This window comes from Leptospira yanagawae serovar Saopaulo str. Sao Paulo = ATCC 700523 (genome assembly GCF_000332475.2).
Lineage (GTDB): Bacteria > Spirochaetota > Leptospiria > Leptospirales > Leptospiraceae > Leptospira_A > Leptospira_A yanagawae.
This window is the reverse complement of sequence record NZ_AOGX02000013.1, coordinates 18237-33041: the sequence shown is the minus strand read 5'-3', so window position 1 is coordinate 33041 and position 14805 is coordinate 18237. Positions and strand designations below refer to the sequence as shown.

The window sequence follows — 14805 nt, the reverse complement described above, 5'->3', positions numbered from 1 at the left end:
CCTTTGTTCCAATCCTCTCATGATTCTCTGAGTTTGGGAATTGTGAGAGAGGAGATTTAAAAAAGAAGATTAGGAAAGGACAGTGATATGATACTGTCCTTTTTTTTTGCCCATAGAAAGTTTGAGATCATAAAGTTTAGAAAGATTTTCATCTGAGAAAACCGAACTTTTTTCTCCAAATGCCAATACCTTTCCCTCTTTTAACAATAAAACTTTATCAAAATCTTCTGGAATTTCTTCGATGCGATGTGTGATGAGGATGCGTGTGAGGTTTGGATTCTTTTTTTTTAGAGTATCCATAGACTTTCCAAAATCAACTCTTGCGGTGAGGTCAAGTGCCGCCGTTGGTTCATCCAAAATTAAAATCTGTTTCCCTTCGCCAAATGCTCGTAATAGCAAAACCTTCATCTTTTCGCCAGAAGAGAGGGTTTGGTAAAGTTGGTCTGATTTGTGTAATAGACCAATCGAAGCCAGTAACTCGTAAGCGATCTTAGTTTGTTCCGGTGTTGGTTCTTTGTAGAGTCCAAGTGTACCGATGACACCTGTGATTACCATTTCAAAACAAGTGAGCCTTTGGAGTAATGTTTCTTGGTGGCCAGGTTGAACGATTCCCATTTGGTTTTGTAATGGAGCCATAGGTGTCTCACCAAAAGTTTCTCCAAAAGCAGAAATGGATCCAGTGGTAGGCCAGAGGTAACCAAACAATAAATTGATGAGAGTTGTTTTTCCGGCACCGTTACGCCCTACGATGGCCAACGATTCGCCTTGTTTTAGTGAAAAATTGACTTCGTCTAAAATGATTTTATCATTTCTGATAAAGGAAACAGAATGAAACCGAAGCACTTCACTCATTCGTTTTTTTGTATAACACCTCTACTTTATTCACCGCTGCAGAGAACACATCAATATTATCCATATTGAACTTTGCTAAGAGGTTTTTGTCGATGGCATAAAATCCTTTTTTTTGTTCATGGTAGTCGGCCATCATATTTGCCATATAAATCACTTCTACCAAATCTCTTAATTCAGGTGGAGCCAAAAATGGTTTGTGATGGTACTCGATGGCAACGCGAAGGTCTTGTGGGAATTCCCATTTTTCAGCAAGTAAAGCACCTAGTTGTGGATGGCTCAGACCAATTGCCATTTCTTCGAGGAGGGTGGAGTTTCCAGAGTCCGCACCCCTTTGGTAGGTCTCAATTTTTTTGAAAAAACCACGGTCCACTGAAAGTAATAAAAATTTTCCAATATCGTGTAATAGGGCACATACGGCAATGATGTCGGCAATTTTATTGGTATGATTGTTTTCCGTTGCCAAATAACGAGCGTAATAACTGCAACGGCTGGAATGTTCCCAAACATCCATCATTTTGCCATATTGGCCGTCCATGATTTTACGAACTCCCGAAACATACAGAAGGTTTCGTAAATTTTTTAATCCTACCACTTTTACCGCTTGGAGGATGGAACTGACTTGGCTACGGTTTGCAAAAAATGCAGAATTGGAAAGTTTGAGTAAATCGGCCGATAAAGCAGGATTTCTTTCAATTTCCTGAGAAATCATATGTAAGTCGGAATCAGGGTTATTACAAAGTTGGATGATTTTGGTTAATGAATGTGGAAGTGGTGGAAGGCCATCAATTTCATTCAGTAATTTGGTTTTTAAACCAGTTTGGATTTCGACTGGAGTGGTGACTTCAGGAACTGTTAGTGTAGCACGTGTTATTTTGTCGTTGGTAAAAATTTTAAATTTATCAGAACCAATACCCGAATTTTTTAATAAGAGTTGGATGAGTACAAGTCCTAGGCCAGCTGACTCGGTACTGTCCGAAACATCTGTGAATGCATCGGAGAGGTCATTGTAGTTTTTGGCCACTTCGATGCGACGATTGACACGCGATAATTCTTCTTTGGTGATGGGCGCGTTGTTTTCCACAGCAAAGTGGATGGATTTACCATCTACTTTCATAAGCAAACTGATGTAATAATTTCCACCGTCTAACCGGTCTAATTGTTCGTTCCACTTCATGATGATATTTTCTTGGAAACGAGACATCCCTTTGGCATAATCTTTTTCGTTTTGGATGTCCAAATTTTCGCGGCTAAAATAGTCACGTTTTGCATTGGCTTTGTTTGCATTCATGAGGAGTTCTTTTAGGACAGTGAAGATGACTTCTACTAGATATAATTTGTCCATATACCCCATTACATGGACAAGTAATGCGTATATCTCCTGATTTTGTTCTTCTGTGACAAAATAAAAATTAATTCTTGATTCTTTTGCTGTTTCTAATTGCGAAATAATATCTTTAAAATTCACGAACGCTTTTTCCCGTATCACTCTTTTAAATTAAATTCTTTTGGATGCAATAGATATTTTTTTCCAATCATCTTTCTATTTTGTCCATGGAGAATGGTATCGTGTTTGTATCAGTGGAGGAAACACGATGGATATGTTAGACCAAATCAATTTGCATATGTTGATGGAAGATCGTCTGGAAAGGATTTTAGAGGATTTAGAAAAACGACCTAAGGGAAAAACCAAAAAAATAAAAATGGCAAACCCACTACCTGCAAACCGTGAACGTGCGGAATGGAATTTACAAGAAATCCCAGTTCTCTTCGGTGCTTAACCTGGTGAAAACCGCAACCAAGTGTTGAGAGTTTTTGTAGATATGATACCGGATTGGTCTTGGTTGGCCCACTTTGCCAGATCCGTAACTTTTGGGGGAAATCCCTGAAATGCATGCAGCACTGGTTTTCCATTGGGATGGATCTTTAAATCCATTGGTTTTATCTCAGATAGGAATTGAATCGGATTTGTTTCTTTTTGAGAATTTAGATCTTCCCAAACAATTTGATTTTTGCCTTTCCTTATACCAGAATACAGCCGTTTGGTGAGTGATTCCAAACTTTCTTTCCTTCGGATTTGAGGGAGATAATACCTTTCATACCCAGTGCCTTTACAATGGGACTTTCCCATTTCCGAAATAAAACTTACCCCACTGAGGATGAAATTTCGATTTTCGATGCCCTTCGTAATGGACAAAACCATTCCTAATAGATTCAAACTTGGATTTAGGTAAATTGGCCAATTTTGTTGATTTTCTGTTTGGAAGATATGTCCTACGATTTGGTCCAAGGGATGGCCAGTATTGACTAGGATCTTTGGGTTTGGTAATTCAAATAAAAAAGATGCTCCACCTAACCAAGTGATGATGGGGATTTCTTTTGGTAATTCTGTTAAAAAATGGTATAAGGTCCCCCTCCCGGAATCAAAGGAAACGATATAGTCTGGAAAAATTCCGTTCGGTAATAAATACCCAAGTGCCGTATCACTTGCAAAAATGGATACCTGCTCACGGAGACTTCCTATGGTTTCTAAATCAGATTCTAAGCTGGGACTTGCTCCTAAAAATAAGACATTCGGTCCAAGTGCGGTAAAGGATTGGAACCATTGGACCGAAACGTTTTCAGATTCGAGATTCGTTTTGTTTTTTAAATAATTATGGGTCCAAACTTTTTGAAAGTGTTTGATGGTGGATTCATTTGTACTTTGTGTTTGGAACTGAGAACGAAATTGGTTACGGCATTCTTTTACTAAATCAGGAAATAAACGTTCGTAATTGGGTGATTCATATAAAGTCCATTTAACAGTACCGGTTTGGTTTGGAGCTCCGATTGGAAACAAACGATGGTTGATTGCAGACCAATTGGGATTCGGTCCCGTGATCATCTCAATGGTAAGTCCAATCTCTTTCGCGTTTTGGATCAAATGATTTGTTTCCGATTGGAAACTTGGCAGTTCATATATTTCAGGATTGGGTTCCCAAAACAAAACCACAGAATGAGAACCTTTGGTTGTGAGGAGAGAGCGTACGGTGTGCAAAGCACCGACTCCTAAAATGAGTGGAATGGTATCGGATTTGATTTGGCTTAAAAACCGTGAAGCCTCCTTTTCAGGGGAGACTTTTGAGTGTAGATAAAATGTTTCGGTAGTTTGAAAGTTGTGGAGAAGGTTGTTTTGGAAGAGGGGAAGTAGAGGAATGGGACTAACCTCTAATCCTCTTCGTCCTCATCGGAATCTTCTTCTTCGTCAGAGTCATCGTCGAAATCATCATCCTCTTCGTCTTCATCCTCATCAGAATCATCACCGAACTCATCTTCGTAACCATCTTCAAATTCTGGTTTTTTTGCTTCTTCTTCTGGAATGAAATCTTCTTCGATGTCTTCTTCGGCGTGTGGAGCAAAAGAAGTTCCAGATGTAGAAGTGACACCAGCAAGTTTGTCCTTTTCTGCTTGGAGTAATGCTTTTTCTTCAGAAGAAAGGTATTTCCATTGCACTAGGTCATTTGTGAGTGCATATAGGGCTTGCACTGTGAGTTTACGGTTTTTTAATTTTTTAGGAAGGGTGATTTTTTCGATTTTGTCGATCGCACTGAAACCGGCCACACATGTTTCGTATTTTTTTTCCCGGCAAAGTTCTATTAAGGATACGATATCAAAGTCTTCTTTCTGTGATTGGCTCATTTTTTATAAATTCCTGGGGAAGTGAGTGGAACGTTAGACCAGATTGGGGTACGGGGGTCAGATGTCAAGGGAAAGTTCGAAAACGGACTTTACAGACGTTCTCCTAGTCCAAACCATGGGGATGGACCGTCCAATTTATGGGATTTATGAAAGCCTCCCTCATTCTATTTGTTAGTTTATGTCTCATTAGTTGCGCCCCGGCGAAATCCTCTTATTTTGGAGAGGCCAACTTGATCGGAGTTTCGGCATCTGGCGAAGAAATTTCCTTCGCCAAACTGGAAAAAGACCAAATTGCCTTAAATGTGTATTCACCAGATTGTGTGCCTTGTTGGAAAGAAATTCCAGCTTTGAACTTACTCCATGTAGAAATCCAAAACAAGTTTCCAGAGAAAGCATTGTTTATGGTAGTGGACCCCTATCAAATTGTTCCTGATGTTACCGACGAACTTCCGTTTGATCAAGTTTTGCAGTTGGCAAAGGAAAGAATGAATGTAGAGATTAAAAATCGAAACATACAAGTTCCTATCGTGTTCATGAAAAAACCGTTCCGTGTGAAAGAAGGTGGTTTAGTCACAGGAACACCTGAAACATTGCTTTTTGAGACAAAACCACTCCGTTTGTATTATAATTTTTTAGGTTCGATTTCTGAGCTTACAAACAAAGAAACAATCGAAAAAGATCCTAAATTTAATTTCTTTCGTTATCAATTTGGTATGGAATCGATATGAGAGCAGTGTTTATCCGTTTCATTGACTGTGAAGGTCCAGGGATTTTAGAACCTATTTTACGAGAAAAAGGATATCGAATCAGTTATCGCAATGCATATGATTCACGTGTGCACTTGATGCCCGAGATCCATTTGAATTTTGATTTGATTGTTATGTTAGGTGGACCGCAGTCTGTTGCTGATCCAGACAAACAAGATTTTTTCAAGCCATACTATGAGATAGTCGAAAATGTAGCAGTAATGCCAAACAGAAAGTTGATAGGAGTCTGTTTGGGTTCTCAGATCATTGCACGAGCATTAGGTGCCAATGTTAGGCCTGGAACAAAGGGGCCAGAAACCGGATTCTCAGACTTACACATTTTAAAACCTGAACACCCCATTTTTTCGGGGTTAAATGGAGAATCTTTGTTAGCATTCCATTTACATGAAGATATTTTTGATATTCCAGTTGGCGCAGAACACTTATTAGCCAGTGATTTCTATGCTAACCAAATGTTTTCTTACAAAAACAAAATATTTGCATTTCAAACACATTTGGAACCTGCACTAGGTATGTTACATGTTTGGCAAAATGTACATAAAGAATTTATCGCAAAAGGAAACGGCGATTTTTCAGAATTGGAATCCAAACAGAAAACAATGGAAGAAAGTGCAAAAATCATATTTCGAAATATTATAAATTTATAACGGACAAAACATGTTTCAAAAATTCTTAACCATATTATTCGGTAGTAAATACGAAAGAGACTTAAAAAGACTTAATCCCATCGTCGAAGCAATCAATTCATTTGAAGTTTCAATTAAAGCAATGGACGATGAAACACTTTCCTCTCAAACACTAAAATTCAAAGAGAGATTGGCAAATGGCGAAACGTTAGATGATATTTTGCCGGAAGCGTTTGCCACTGTGAGAGAAGTTGCTTATCGCACATTAGGGATGCGTCATTTTGACGTGCAAATGATGGGAGGTATTTCTTTACATTGGGGGAATATTTCTGAGATGAAAACAGGTGAAGGGAAAACATTAACTTCAACCCTTCCAATTTATTTGAATTCCCTTTCAGGAGAAGGTGTTCATGTCGTAACTGTTAATGACTATTTGGCGAAGCGGGATGCGAATTGGATGAGGCCCGTTTTTGAGTTTTTGAAAGTTTCAGTTGGAGTCATCCAACACGATATGGACCATGAGGAACGTAAAGTAGCTTATAACTCAGATATCACTTATGGAACCAATAATGAATTCGGTTTTGATTATTTGCGCGACAACATGGTGAGTTATAAAGAACACCGTGTTCAAAGACAACATAACTTTGCGATTGTGGATGAAGTTGACTCTATCTTAATTGATGAAGCAAGAACTCCACTTATCATTTCAGGACCTGCCGAAGAGTCCACTGACAAATACTTAAAGGTAAACAAAATCATCCCTAAGTTAATTGAAGGGGAAGACTACGAGATCGATGAAAAAGCAAAAAATGTGATTTTATCGGAGGCCGGAGTCCACCATGTAGAAAGGTTATTGGAAGTTGAAAACTTATACCATGCTGAGAACATTGAGCTTGTCCACCACGTACAACAGGCCTTAAAAGCACATAAAATCTTTTATAAAGATAAAGATTATGTTGTGCAAGACGGAGAAGTCATCATTGTAGATGAGTTTACTGGTCGCCTAATGAAAGGTAGACGATATTCGGATGGTCTTCATCAAGCTTTAGAGGCAAAAGAAGGTGTTCCCATCGCACGTGAATCTCAAACTTTAGCCTCCATTACGTTTCAGAACTATTTCCGTATTTATAAAAAATTGGCAGGTATGACGGGAACTGCGGATACGGAAGCAGAAGAATTCAAAAAAATCTATAACTTAGATGTAATTGTGATTCCTTCCAACTTAAAAATCCAAAGACAGGATATGCCAGACCGAGTCTACAAAACGGAACGTGAGAAGTTTGATGCAGTTGTCAAAGATATACAAGAAAAAGTTTCTCGCAAACAACCGGTATTAGTTGGTACCATTTCTATTGAGAAGTCAGAGGTGCTTTCTAAACTTTTATTTTCACATGGAATCCAACACAACGTATTAAATGCAAAACAACATGAACGTGAATCGGAAATCGTTGCCAATGCGGGAAAACCAGGTGCGATTACAATTGCAACCAACATGGCGGGACGGGGAACGGATATTGTCCTTGGTGGTGCTCCGAAATACAAGGAAGATTTAGAAAAGTTGGACGATAAATGTGATTCATTAGGTATCAAAAACAAAGAAGAATTGGAAGTAATTTATAGTTTTAGAGAAAGTTTGATCAAACAAAAGTTTGATGAAGCAGAAAGTAAAATTATAGACGTTCGTAATGACACAATCAAAAAAGAGTGCGTCAAAATATTGTCCGATGCAAAGAAATGGAAAGTAGATCATGACTTTGTCATTGGTGCTGGTGGGCTACACATCATTGGTTCTGAAAGACATGAATCCCGCCGGATTGATAATCAATTACGAGGAAGGTCTGGTCGCCAAGGAGATCCTGGGTCTTCAAGATTCTATTTGTCATTACAAGATGATTTGATGAGAATATTTGGTTCTGATCGAATTGCTCGCATTATGGACACTTTAAAAATGCCAGAAGGCCAAGAGTTGGAACATAGTATGGTTTCAAACGCTATTGCAAGGGCACAAAAAAGAGTAGAAGGCCATAACTTTGATATCAGAAAACATTTGTTAGAGTATGATGATGTCATGAATCGACAAAGGATTTATATTTACGGAATCCGAAATGAACTTTTGGACAAAGGGAATATGTCCAAAACAATTGTTGATTTCTTTGATGAAGTTGTAGAGAATCAAGTTATATTATATTGCGAAGGGAATAATGTTGATGCTTGGGAATTAGATTCTCTTAACGAATGGTTACAAAGTTTAGGTATCAATCATACAATTGAAGTAAAAGATTTCAAAAAAGAATCTAATCCTCAGTTAAAAGTGTTTGAAGTTGTGTCCAAACTCGTAAAGGAACTTTATGATTATAAAGTTACATCAATTGGAGAAGATATTTGGAGATCCATTGAAAGAAATGTATTTTTAGATATCTTAGACCATCGATGGAAAGAACACCTTTATGCTATGGACCACCTTAAGGAAGGAATTTGGACAGTTGGTTATGGTGAAAAGAATCCACTAATCGAATACAAACTCCAAGGATTTAAAATGTTTGATCAGTTGGTTGAGAATCTGAAAAACGAGGTGGTTTCCTTTTTACTTAAAATTGAAGTCACCGAGTCGGACAAAAACCAAAACGATTCTTCTCCCAAAGAATACAAAAAGATTGGCCAAGAACAAAGAGCAGAAGTGGACATGTTTGGAAATGAAGTGAAAACTAACAAAACAAAACCACAAGTTTCTTCTACAACAAGTTCTGGTGGTGGTTCTGAAAGAAGGTCAAGTCGAAGGAAAAAATAATTTTTTCAACTTACCATTCTCGAAAAATCCCAACTCTTCAAAGAGAAAGTCACTCGTTAGAATCGAGTTGGGATTAAAGACAATTTGTTGCCAATCAAATCAAATCTACAACTTCTCTATCCTTCGTTTGAGTAAAAATACAATCCTATCGTAATATCATTGAATTTGTCTGAATGGAATCAATTTTGATTGATGCATTTATTCCACTGATTTCGCAACAACTCCATCAATGTCTGGTCCATTGTCATAAGAGTGTGGGTAAACATAACCGGAACCTGTATTTGGATTGTTAACAGCGGAAGCTGAAACCAGCCGAATGAATTTAAATCCATTTGTTTGGATAAAAGTTCGGGCTGCTGCATCACAATTCGCACCAGGTCCACCTACAATTAAATCATTTAAATCAAACCCATCACCACCACCTAACAAAAAATCGTTATTTACTGTTGTAAATAATTCATCTAAGGTAAATGGTTTTGTCGCCATATTATAAATGGTAGGACGTAGGCCCGCAAATCCTGGCCATGAAGAAATTTTATTACTGTCAACCACACTTGGATTAAATCCACTCAGATCAAACCCACAATAATCTGTTCCATTAAATGATACATGAACAACCATGGGATCAAACGCATATCGATCACTTGATTCAGAAATTCGAAATGGATTTTCATATACAATAAAATCAATCCCAGATACATTCTTTACTGTTTTCCCTGCCCAAGATAGAACGAGGGTCGCTCCAACTCCCGTTAAGTTTAAAGCGTAAACATCTAATGATCCAGAAAATTCTCCTCCCCCACATATGCCATTGATTGCTTTTGTGGAATTATTAAATCCATTCACAGTGGAATTTGCAGTTACAACTGTATTAGCAACAGGAATTTCCGTTGGAAGTGACGCTGGTGGACAAGGCCCCACATTCGATCCGCTAGTTTTTGGCATCACGAGTAATGTAAGAATTAAGTCATTATTGTTTTCTTTATCTCCGCATTGAATAAATAAAGATATCAAAACAAAAATGAAGATTTTAAATTTATGATTGAAACGTTCCACGTATTTTCTCCTGTTTGCCTTTATCCAACTGAACAAAGGCAAACTTTGATTATTAAAATGTTCTTGTTAAGAAATTAAAAGCAAAGGATCCATTACATCCTGCTGCCTTTGGATTCGTTGTATAAACAGTGCCAGAGGCTTTTCTTGAATTAAGATCGTTTTTTGTTTCCGCTAACGTAGGTTTGCCGTTGAATACATCGCAAATTAGTATTTCATTTTCAGCCGTAATCGTCCAAATGAATGCTGAAATGTTTGCACTATTTTTTGGTTTATAATAAAGCACTCGATCTGCATTATTAAATTCAACAATTTCAGCATTGACTCTGTAGGTTGAGGTTCCACTTCCGTTAACATAATCAACATATAGATATCCAGTTGTCGTTCCAAAATTGGATTGAATGGATACTGTATTAGATCCTGGAGTATTACATGTTCCGGCCGAGCAACTTGCTTGTAAAAATGTTCCTCTGATTTCAATTTGACCAGCTTCTTTTGCTGATGCTTCGGCAGTTTTCAATAAACCTAATGTTAGATTTGTATCCGCAACTGATTTATCTACTTTTCCAGTATCTGCACATGATACAAAAACAAATGCAGATAACATCACAATCGTTAGTTTAATTTTGGTTTTCATTTAGATTCTCCTAAATCTTAAATTTAGGGGAACTCGAAAAGAAAATAGATAGAATGAATTCTATTACATATGCCTCTGTAAGCATAAAATGTTGGTAGAATTCGTATATTTTCCATACGGGTGCCCCGAGTTTGCCTTCGGGGCCCCTTTATATTCTTTGTTGTGTAAAAGAATATAAGTGTGCAAAGTTCCCAATCCACGAGAAAACATTGCGGGGAAGATCTGGCTTACCACCAAATGAACATAACATTCATTTGGTGTATCACAGTTGCGGGTCAGCACAGGAATTTCACCTGTTTCCTCCCTGAAGGTAATGTCACATTTGTCGTACTAAATTTTAGCGTCAATCATTTTAATTGGATTTTGTGCGATCGGATAAAGTTTTTAGAAAAGCAATTAAGGCTTCTATTTCAGAATTGTCCATCGTTTGGTTCTTTTTGTACGAATTCATTCGTATGATGACTTCTCGTAACGATGAGACACTACCGTCATGGAAATATGGGCCAGTGAGAAAAACATTTCGAAGGCTTGGAACTTTAAAAACAAATCTGTCGTTTGTGTTTCCACTGACTTCATATTTACCAAAATCATTTGGATTATAAAGCGTTTCATCTTCAAGTTTAGCAAAACCGTTCCCTCCGAAAGAAAATCCCGAATGACAATTGTTACATCCTAAATCTAGGAATAAATTTAAACCATCTAATTCTTGCTTGTTCAATAATAAAATATCTCCCTTAACAAAATCGTCAAACTTAGATTTTGAAACTAAACTTCTTTGAAAAGCAGATAGTGCAAGTCGTACTTTATGTAAATTAATAGTTGGATCATTAGGAAAAGTATTTGAAAAATGATTTTGGTAACTAGGGTCATTTTGGATTCGAGTTATTAATTCAGTATCCGAAGGAAGTGACATTTCCAATGGGTTCACAAAAGGATCGATTGCTTGTTCGTAAAGAGTTGTTCTTCTTCCGTCCCAAAATAGTACAGATGAAAATCCGATATTCAATATTGTAGGTGTGTTTCTCTTCCCAAGTTGACCAAATGTACCTCTAGATGTACTTTGCCTGTCCATACCTGCTGACCTACCATCTAACGGATGACAAGTGATACATGCTTGAATTCGATTTGCTGATAAATTTATATCACGGAATATTTTATTTCCTAATTGGATTAATTCTTTTGAATCATTTTCGGCCCCAGGTGATTGGTCTGGTAAAAAACCAATTTGTAGTTTTGCTTTCTCTTGAGTCGAAAGTGCATATGACATATCCAAAAATATTTGAGTTGATAGTATCAATTCTGAATTCTTTTTATTGGTTTCTTCCGAATTGAAATTTTGGCAATTGTATACAGTCGTAATTATAAATGAGAAAATAATAATGGAACGAAAATGAATAGAATGTTTTGGGATAATTGTAGACGAGAAGCACATGACGACCAAACAGGGAAACGATTCCTGTTTGGGCAAATGTTTTATTTGAATTATTTATATTTTTTAATTGTGTTAGGCGATGAAATTGAGTTTATCTTGATTAATTTGTTCGAAATGTATTGGTTATCATCGCAATGTTAGTCGCAATTTCGCCTATTTTTTGACTCACTTGGTTTAAATCTTCAGAGTTGTTCGCCAATTCTTGTGCATTTCCCGATAGGGTGTTGATTGTATTTACCATATCTTCAGATGCTTTCTTTTGTTCTTTGCTCGAGAATTCAATGGTTTTTGCCATATCTTCCAAATCAGTGATTTCGTTTGTAACCTTCATTAAGCTATTGGATTGTGTTTTCATTTCTTGTTTTAAATGATTCACGGCGTCATTCATGCGAATGGATTGTTTTACAATTTCACTTAATGATGTCACTGCTTCTATGACGTGGTTAGATCCGGCATTGACTACTAAATGACTTTTTTCAATTAACTTTTTAATGCTTTTGACTGATGATTGGGTTTTGTCTGCAAGTTTTGAAATCTCCTCTGCGACAACTGCAAAACCCATACCGGCCTCTCCAGCTCGAGCTGCTTCAATACTTGCATTTAACGCAAGTAAATTGGTTCTTTCTGAAATCTCAGTAATCAAATCTACAATTCCTGTAATTTCTTTTGTTACAGAGCGAATGTCTGTCATTGTAATATCCGTATTTTGGATCGATACATTACCGGAGTTTGCGAGCTGTGTAGATTGTTCAGAGAGGTTGGTTAATTCGATAATTGCTTTTTCTATATTGATGATCGAGGTTTTGATCGTGTCCATTTCATCTGTGATCGTCACAATGTTTTTTGTTTCATTGGTTATAAACTCGAACATAATTTCGAAACTAGTTGTTAATTCTTCAAGTGAAGCAGCAGATTCTTCTGAAATAGATGCAAGTGATGTGGCATTATCTGATACTGAAATCGCATCTTGTTTTAATTTGGCCGAAACCTTTTCTGATTCACTGACAGATGCCTTTAATTGATTCATAATTTGGTTTAAATTGTTTAGAAAATGATTGATAGATAAAGTTATTTTTCCGATTTCATTGTTTCCGAAATCTGGTAGTTCTTTAGTGAGGTCGGCTTCACCGCTCGAAAGCTCATCTATTTTTGATAATACAGTTGTCAGTGGATTGTTTATACTTTTGAAAATGAAAAAAGTAATGATCGTAGATATAAATATTGCGATTAATGTTAATGATATATTAAAATTCCTTTTTAGTGTGAGTAAATTGATTCGGTCGATGACAAGATTTTCCAGTATGGAAATAGATTGGTCTTGGATCACGCCAGCTATCGAGGTTCCTTTGTGAATGGTGGAAAAAACAGCTTCAGGAGTTGGAGGTTTTATTTTTGAATCGATGAATATTGATTTTAGTGAGTTTATGTAATCAGTACAGGAGTCTCCTGCTACTGTTTTTGCTTTTTTCAATTCAGATTCATATGGCGAAGGGTCTTCAATCGATTTTGTATAGGATTTTCGGATTTCATTGCAATTTAATTCGATCACGTTTATAGCAAGTAATGCTTTTGTAAAACTAGAATTGGTAAATGATTGATTCTTCGCACTTTCCCCTCTGTATTCTTCTCTAATGATTCCTTTGAGAATGGAAATGTTTTTGAATATTTCTGGAACTTTAAATAAAACAATATCCATTTGATAATAGGAATTGACTTCAGGATCTAAAATTAAATTTGAATTATCACCTATCTTCAATGCTAAGGTTTGTATGTCGGATAAAAATTCCATAGAATTTTCAGTTGAGAATGTCGTCATTTTAATATAAGGTTCTAATTTTTTAAGTTCCACATCACCACTGATTAGAAGTTTTGAGTTTATGACCTGATCGTTGACCGTTTGCAGTAAGGGAAGTAAGTTTTCCGTTTTCTCTTCTCCAATTTTGAGACGTTTTAGACCTTCCCGGAATGTAATGTAGATAGGTTTTAATGTTTGTATTCCTTTTTGTTCTTTTTCAGAAAATTCAATGGTTTCATTCAGGGAACGTACTAAAATCAGCAAAATGATGATTAAAGTAACAATAATGGGTACGGGAAGTAAAATGAGCCTGAGTTGAATCGAAAATTTTGAAAGTAAATTTGACATTGCAAGTTTGAACCAAGCGAGTAGACGATTTAAAATTATTTTATTTTATCCTTAGATCAATAAATATTTTCGCAATCTAGAAAAATTGGACAAATGGAACTTTTGAATTAACCAAAGGAATTTTACCAATAGTTTTCATCAATTTTATGTTAGGTATTGGAAATATACGAATCGATATTTTAAAAAAGATTCCACATATTGCTTGGAAGATTTTGTCTTTCGGTATAAAATTGAAAAATGAAACTTTCTATCTTTTTATCTTCCCTATTAATTCTCTCTTTTTCCAATTGTGTATCTTCCGAAGAGCGAATCATCCAAAACAAACAAGCCTTGTTTGACAATTGTATGGAGACTTTTCAAGACGAGTCCAAATGTAATCAACTTCTATCAAAATCTGAAAATGATTTGAGGACAGAAGAAGAGAAACGCCGTGCCCAAAGAGAAGAATTAACGGAAGAAGGCTATAATGGATTAAAAATTCGGGAGGTAATGCTTGAGAAAATTTACAAACAAACTCGAATTTTCGTCAGAGGGTATTTGGGAGAACCAGACCAAATGATTCGGAATGCAGATGGCGATGTTTGGGTTTATACAAGGCCAATTTCTATTTATGAGCCTGGATCAGAACCCGATGAAGAAATTTATATCTTTTTCAAACGTGATTTTGTTCGTACCGTGAACGTAGTTAAGCCAAAGAGTGTTCGTGCACAAGGTTTTAGTTGGGGTAATTGGTTGAAGAGTTCCAAAAAGAACCAAAACGAAAAAGGATCCGATGTTTTAGAGGAAAAATAAAAAAAAATAGAGTGGGGATACCACTCTATTTTCATTTCGG

General features: G+C 36.5%; 13 protein-coding genes. 5 read left to right on the top strand and 8 right to left on the bottom strand.

All coding sequences use genetic code 11. From position 1 onward, the window contains the following. Positions 1-69: 69 nt before the first annotated feature. Positions 70-852: an ABC transporter ATP-binding protein gene (locus tag LEP1GSC202_RS02635; protein WP_015676302.1), complete on the bottom strand. Its 783-nt coding sequence runs from the start codon at positions 850-852 to the stop codon at positions 70-72. Beyond that, on the bottom strand, positions 845-2317 hold the full coding sequence (locus LEP1GSC202_RS02630) for an HDOD domain-containing protein (RefSeq protein WP_015676195.1): 1473 nt from the start codon (positions 2315-2317) through the stop codon (positions 845-847). The genes LEP1GSC202_RS02635 and LEP1GSC202_RS02630 overlap by 8 nt, the downstream gene beginning before the upstream one ends. 133 nt (positions 2318-2450) lie before the next feature. On the opposite strand from LEP1GSC202_RS02630, the gene LEP1GSC202_RS02625 reads away from it, so the two are divergent. Next, complete coding sequence (locus LEP1GSC202_RS02625) at positions 2451-2630, top strand: hypothetical protein (protein WP_244147618.1); 180 nt, start codon at positions 2451-2453, stop codon at positions 2628-2630. Here LEP1GSC202_RS02625 and LEP1GSC202_RS02620 read toward each other — a convergent pair. Further along, entirely contained in the window at positions 2627-3886 is a 1260-nt protein-coding gene (locus tag LEP1GSC202_RS02620; protein WP_015676153.1) for a 6-hydroxymethylpterin diphosphokinase MptE-like protein, read from the bottom strand. The genes LEP1GSC202_RS02625 and LEP1GSC202_RS02620 overlap by 4 nt on opposite strands. A gap of 170 nt (positions 3887-4056) precedes the next feature. After that, entirely contained in the window at positions 4057-4527 is a 471-nt protein-coding gene (locus LEP1GSC202_RS02615) for a hypothetical protein (RefSeq protein WP_015676257.1), read from the bottom strand. A gap of 230 nt (positions 4528-4757) precedes the next feature. Here LEP1GSC202_RS02615 and LEP1GSC202_RS02610 point away from each other — a divergent pair, with 230 nt between their 5' ends. The 3 genes from LEP1GSC202_RS02610 to secA are packed head-to-tail and all read left to right on the top strand — an operon-like array spanning position 4758 to position 8708. Further along, complete coding sequence (locus LEP1GSC202_RS02610; RefSeq protein WP_015676283.1) at positions 4758-5255, top strand: hypothetical protein; 498 nt, start codon at positions 4758-4760, stop codon at positions 5253-5255. Then, positions 5252-5941: a type 1 glutamine amidotransferase gene (locus LEP1GSC202_RS02605; protein WP_015676300.1), complete on the top strand. Its 690-nt coding sequence runs from the start codon at positions 5252-5254 to the stop codon at positions 5939-5941. Before LEP1GSC202_RS02610 ends, LEP1GSC202_RS02605 begins: the two co-directional genes overlap by 4 nt. Before the next feature lie 10 nt (positions 5942-5951). After that, positions 5952-8708, top strand: a complete 2757-nt coding sequence (gene secA, locus LEP1GSC202_RS02600; RefSeq protein WP_015676112.1) for a preprotein translocase subunit SecA — start codon at positions 5952-5954, stop codon at positions 8706-8708. Positions 8709-8906: 198 nt separating this feature from the next. On the opposite strand, the gene LEP1GSC202_RS02595 is transcribed toward secA, so the two are convergent. From LEP1GSC202_RS02595 to LEP1GSC202_RS02580, 4 genes are all read right to left on the bottom strand, one after another. Next, entirely contained in the window at positions 8907-9764 is an 858-nt protein-coding gene (locus tag LEP1GSC202_RS02595; protein ID WP_015676312.1) for an LIC_13355 family lipoprotein, read from the bottom strand. Between the two features lie 52 nt (positions 9765-9816). Beyond that, the gene (locus tag LEP1GSC202_RS02590; protein WP_015676151.1) at positions 9817-10398 is read right to left on the bottom strand and encodes a hypothetical protein; all 582 of its coding nucleotides are present in this window, start codon (positions 10396-10398) and stop codon (positions 9817-9819) included. A gap of 352 nt (positions 10399-10750) precedes the next feature. Further along, on the bottom strand, positions 10751-11665 hold the full coding sequence (locus tag LEP1GSC202_RS02585) for a cytochrome-c peroxidase (RefSeq protein ID WP_244147617.1): 915 nt from the start codon (positions 11663-11665) through the stop codon (positions 10751-10753). Between the two features lie 265 nt (positions 11666-11930). Further along, entirely contained in the window at positions 11931-13973 is a 2043-nt protein-coding gene (locus LEP1GSC202_RS02580) for a methyl-accepting chemotaxis protein (RefSeq protein ID WP_015676222.1), read from the bottom strand. Positions 13974-14210: 237 nt separating this feature from the next. Between LEP1GSC202_RS02580 and LEP1GSC202_RS02575 the strand changes: the two genes are divergently transcribed. Further along, positions 14211-14765, top strand: a complete 555-nt coding sequence (locus LEP1GSC202_RS02575; protein WP_015676181.1) for a hypothetical protein — start codon at positions 14211-14213, stop codon at positions 14763-14765. The last annotated feature ends 40 nt before the right edge of the window (positions 14766-14805 follow it).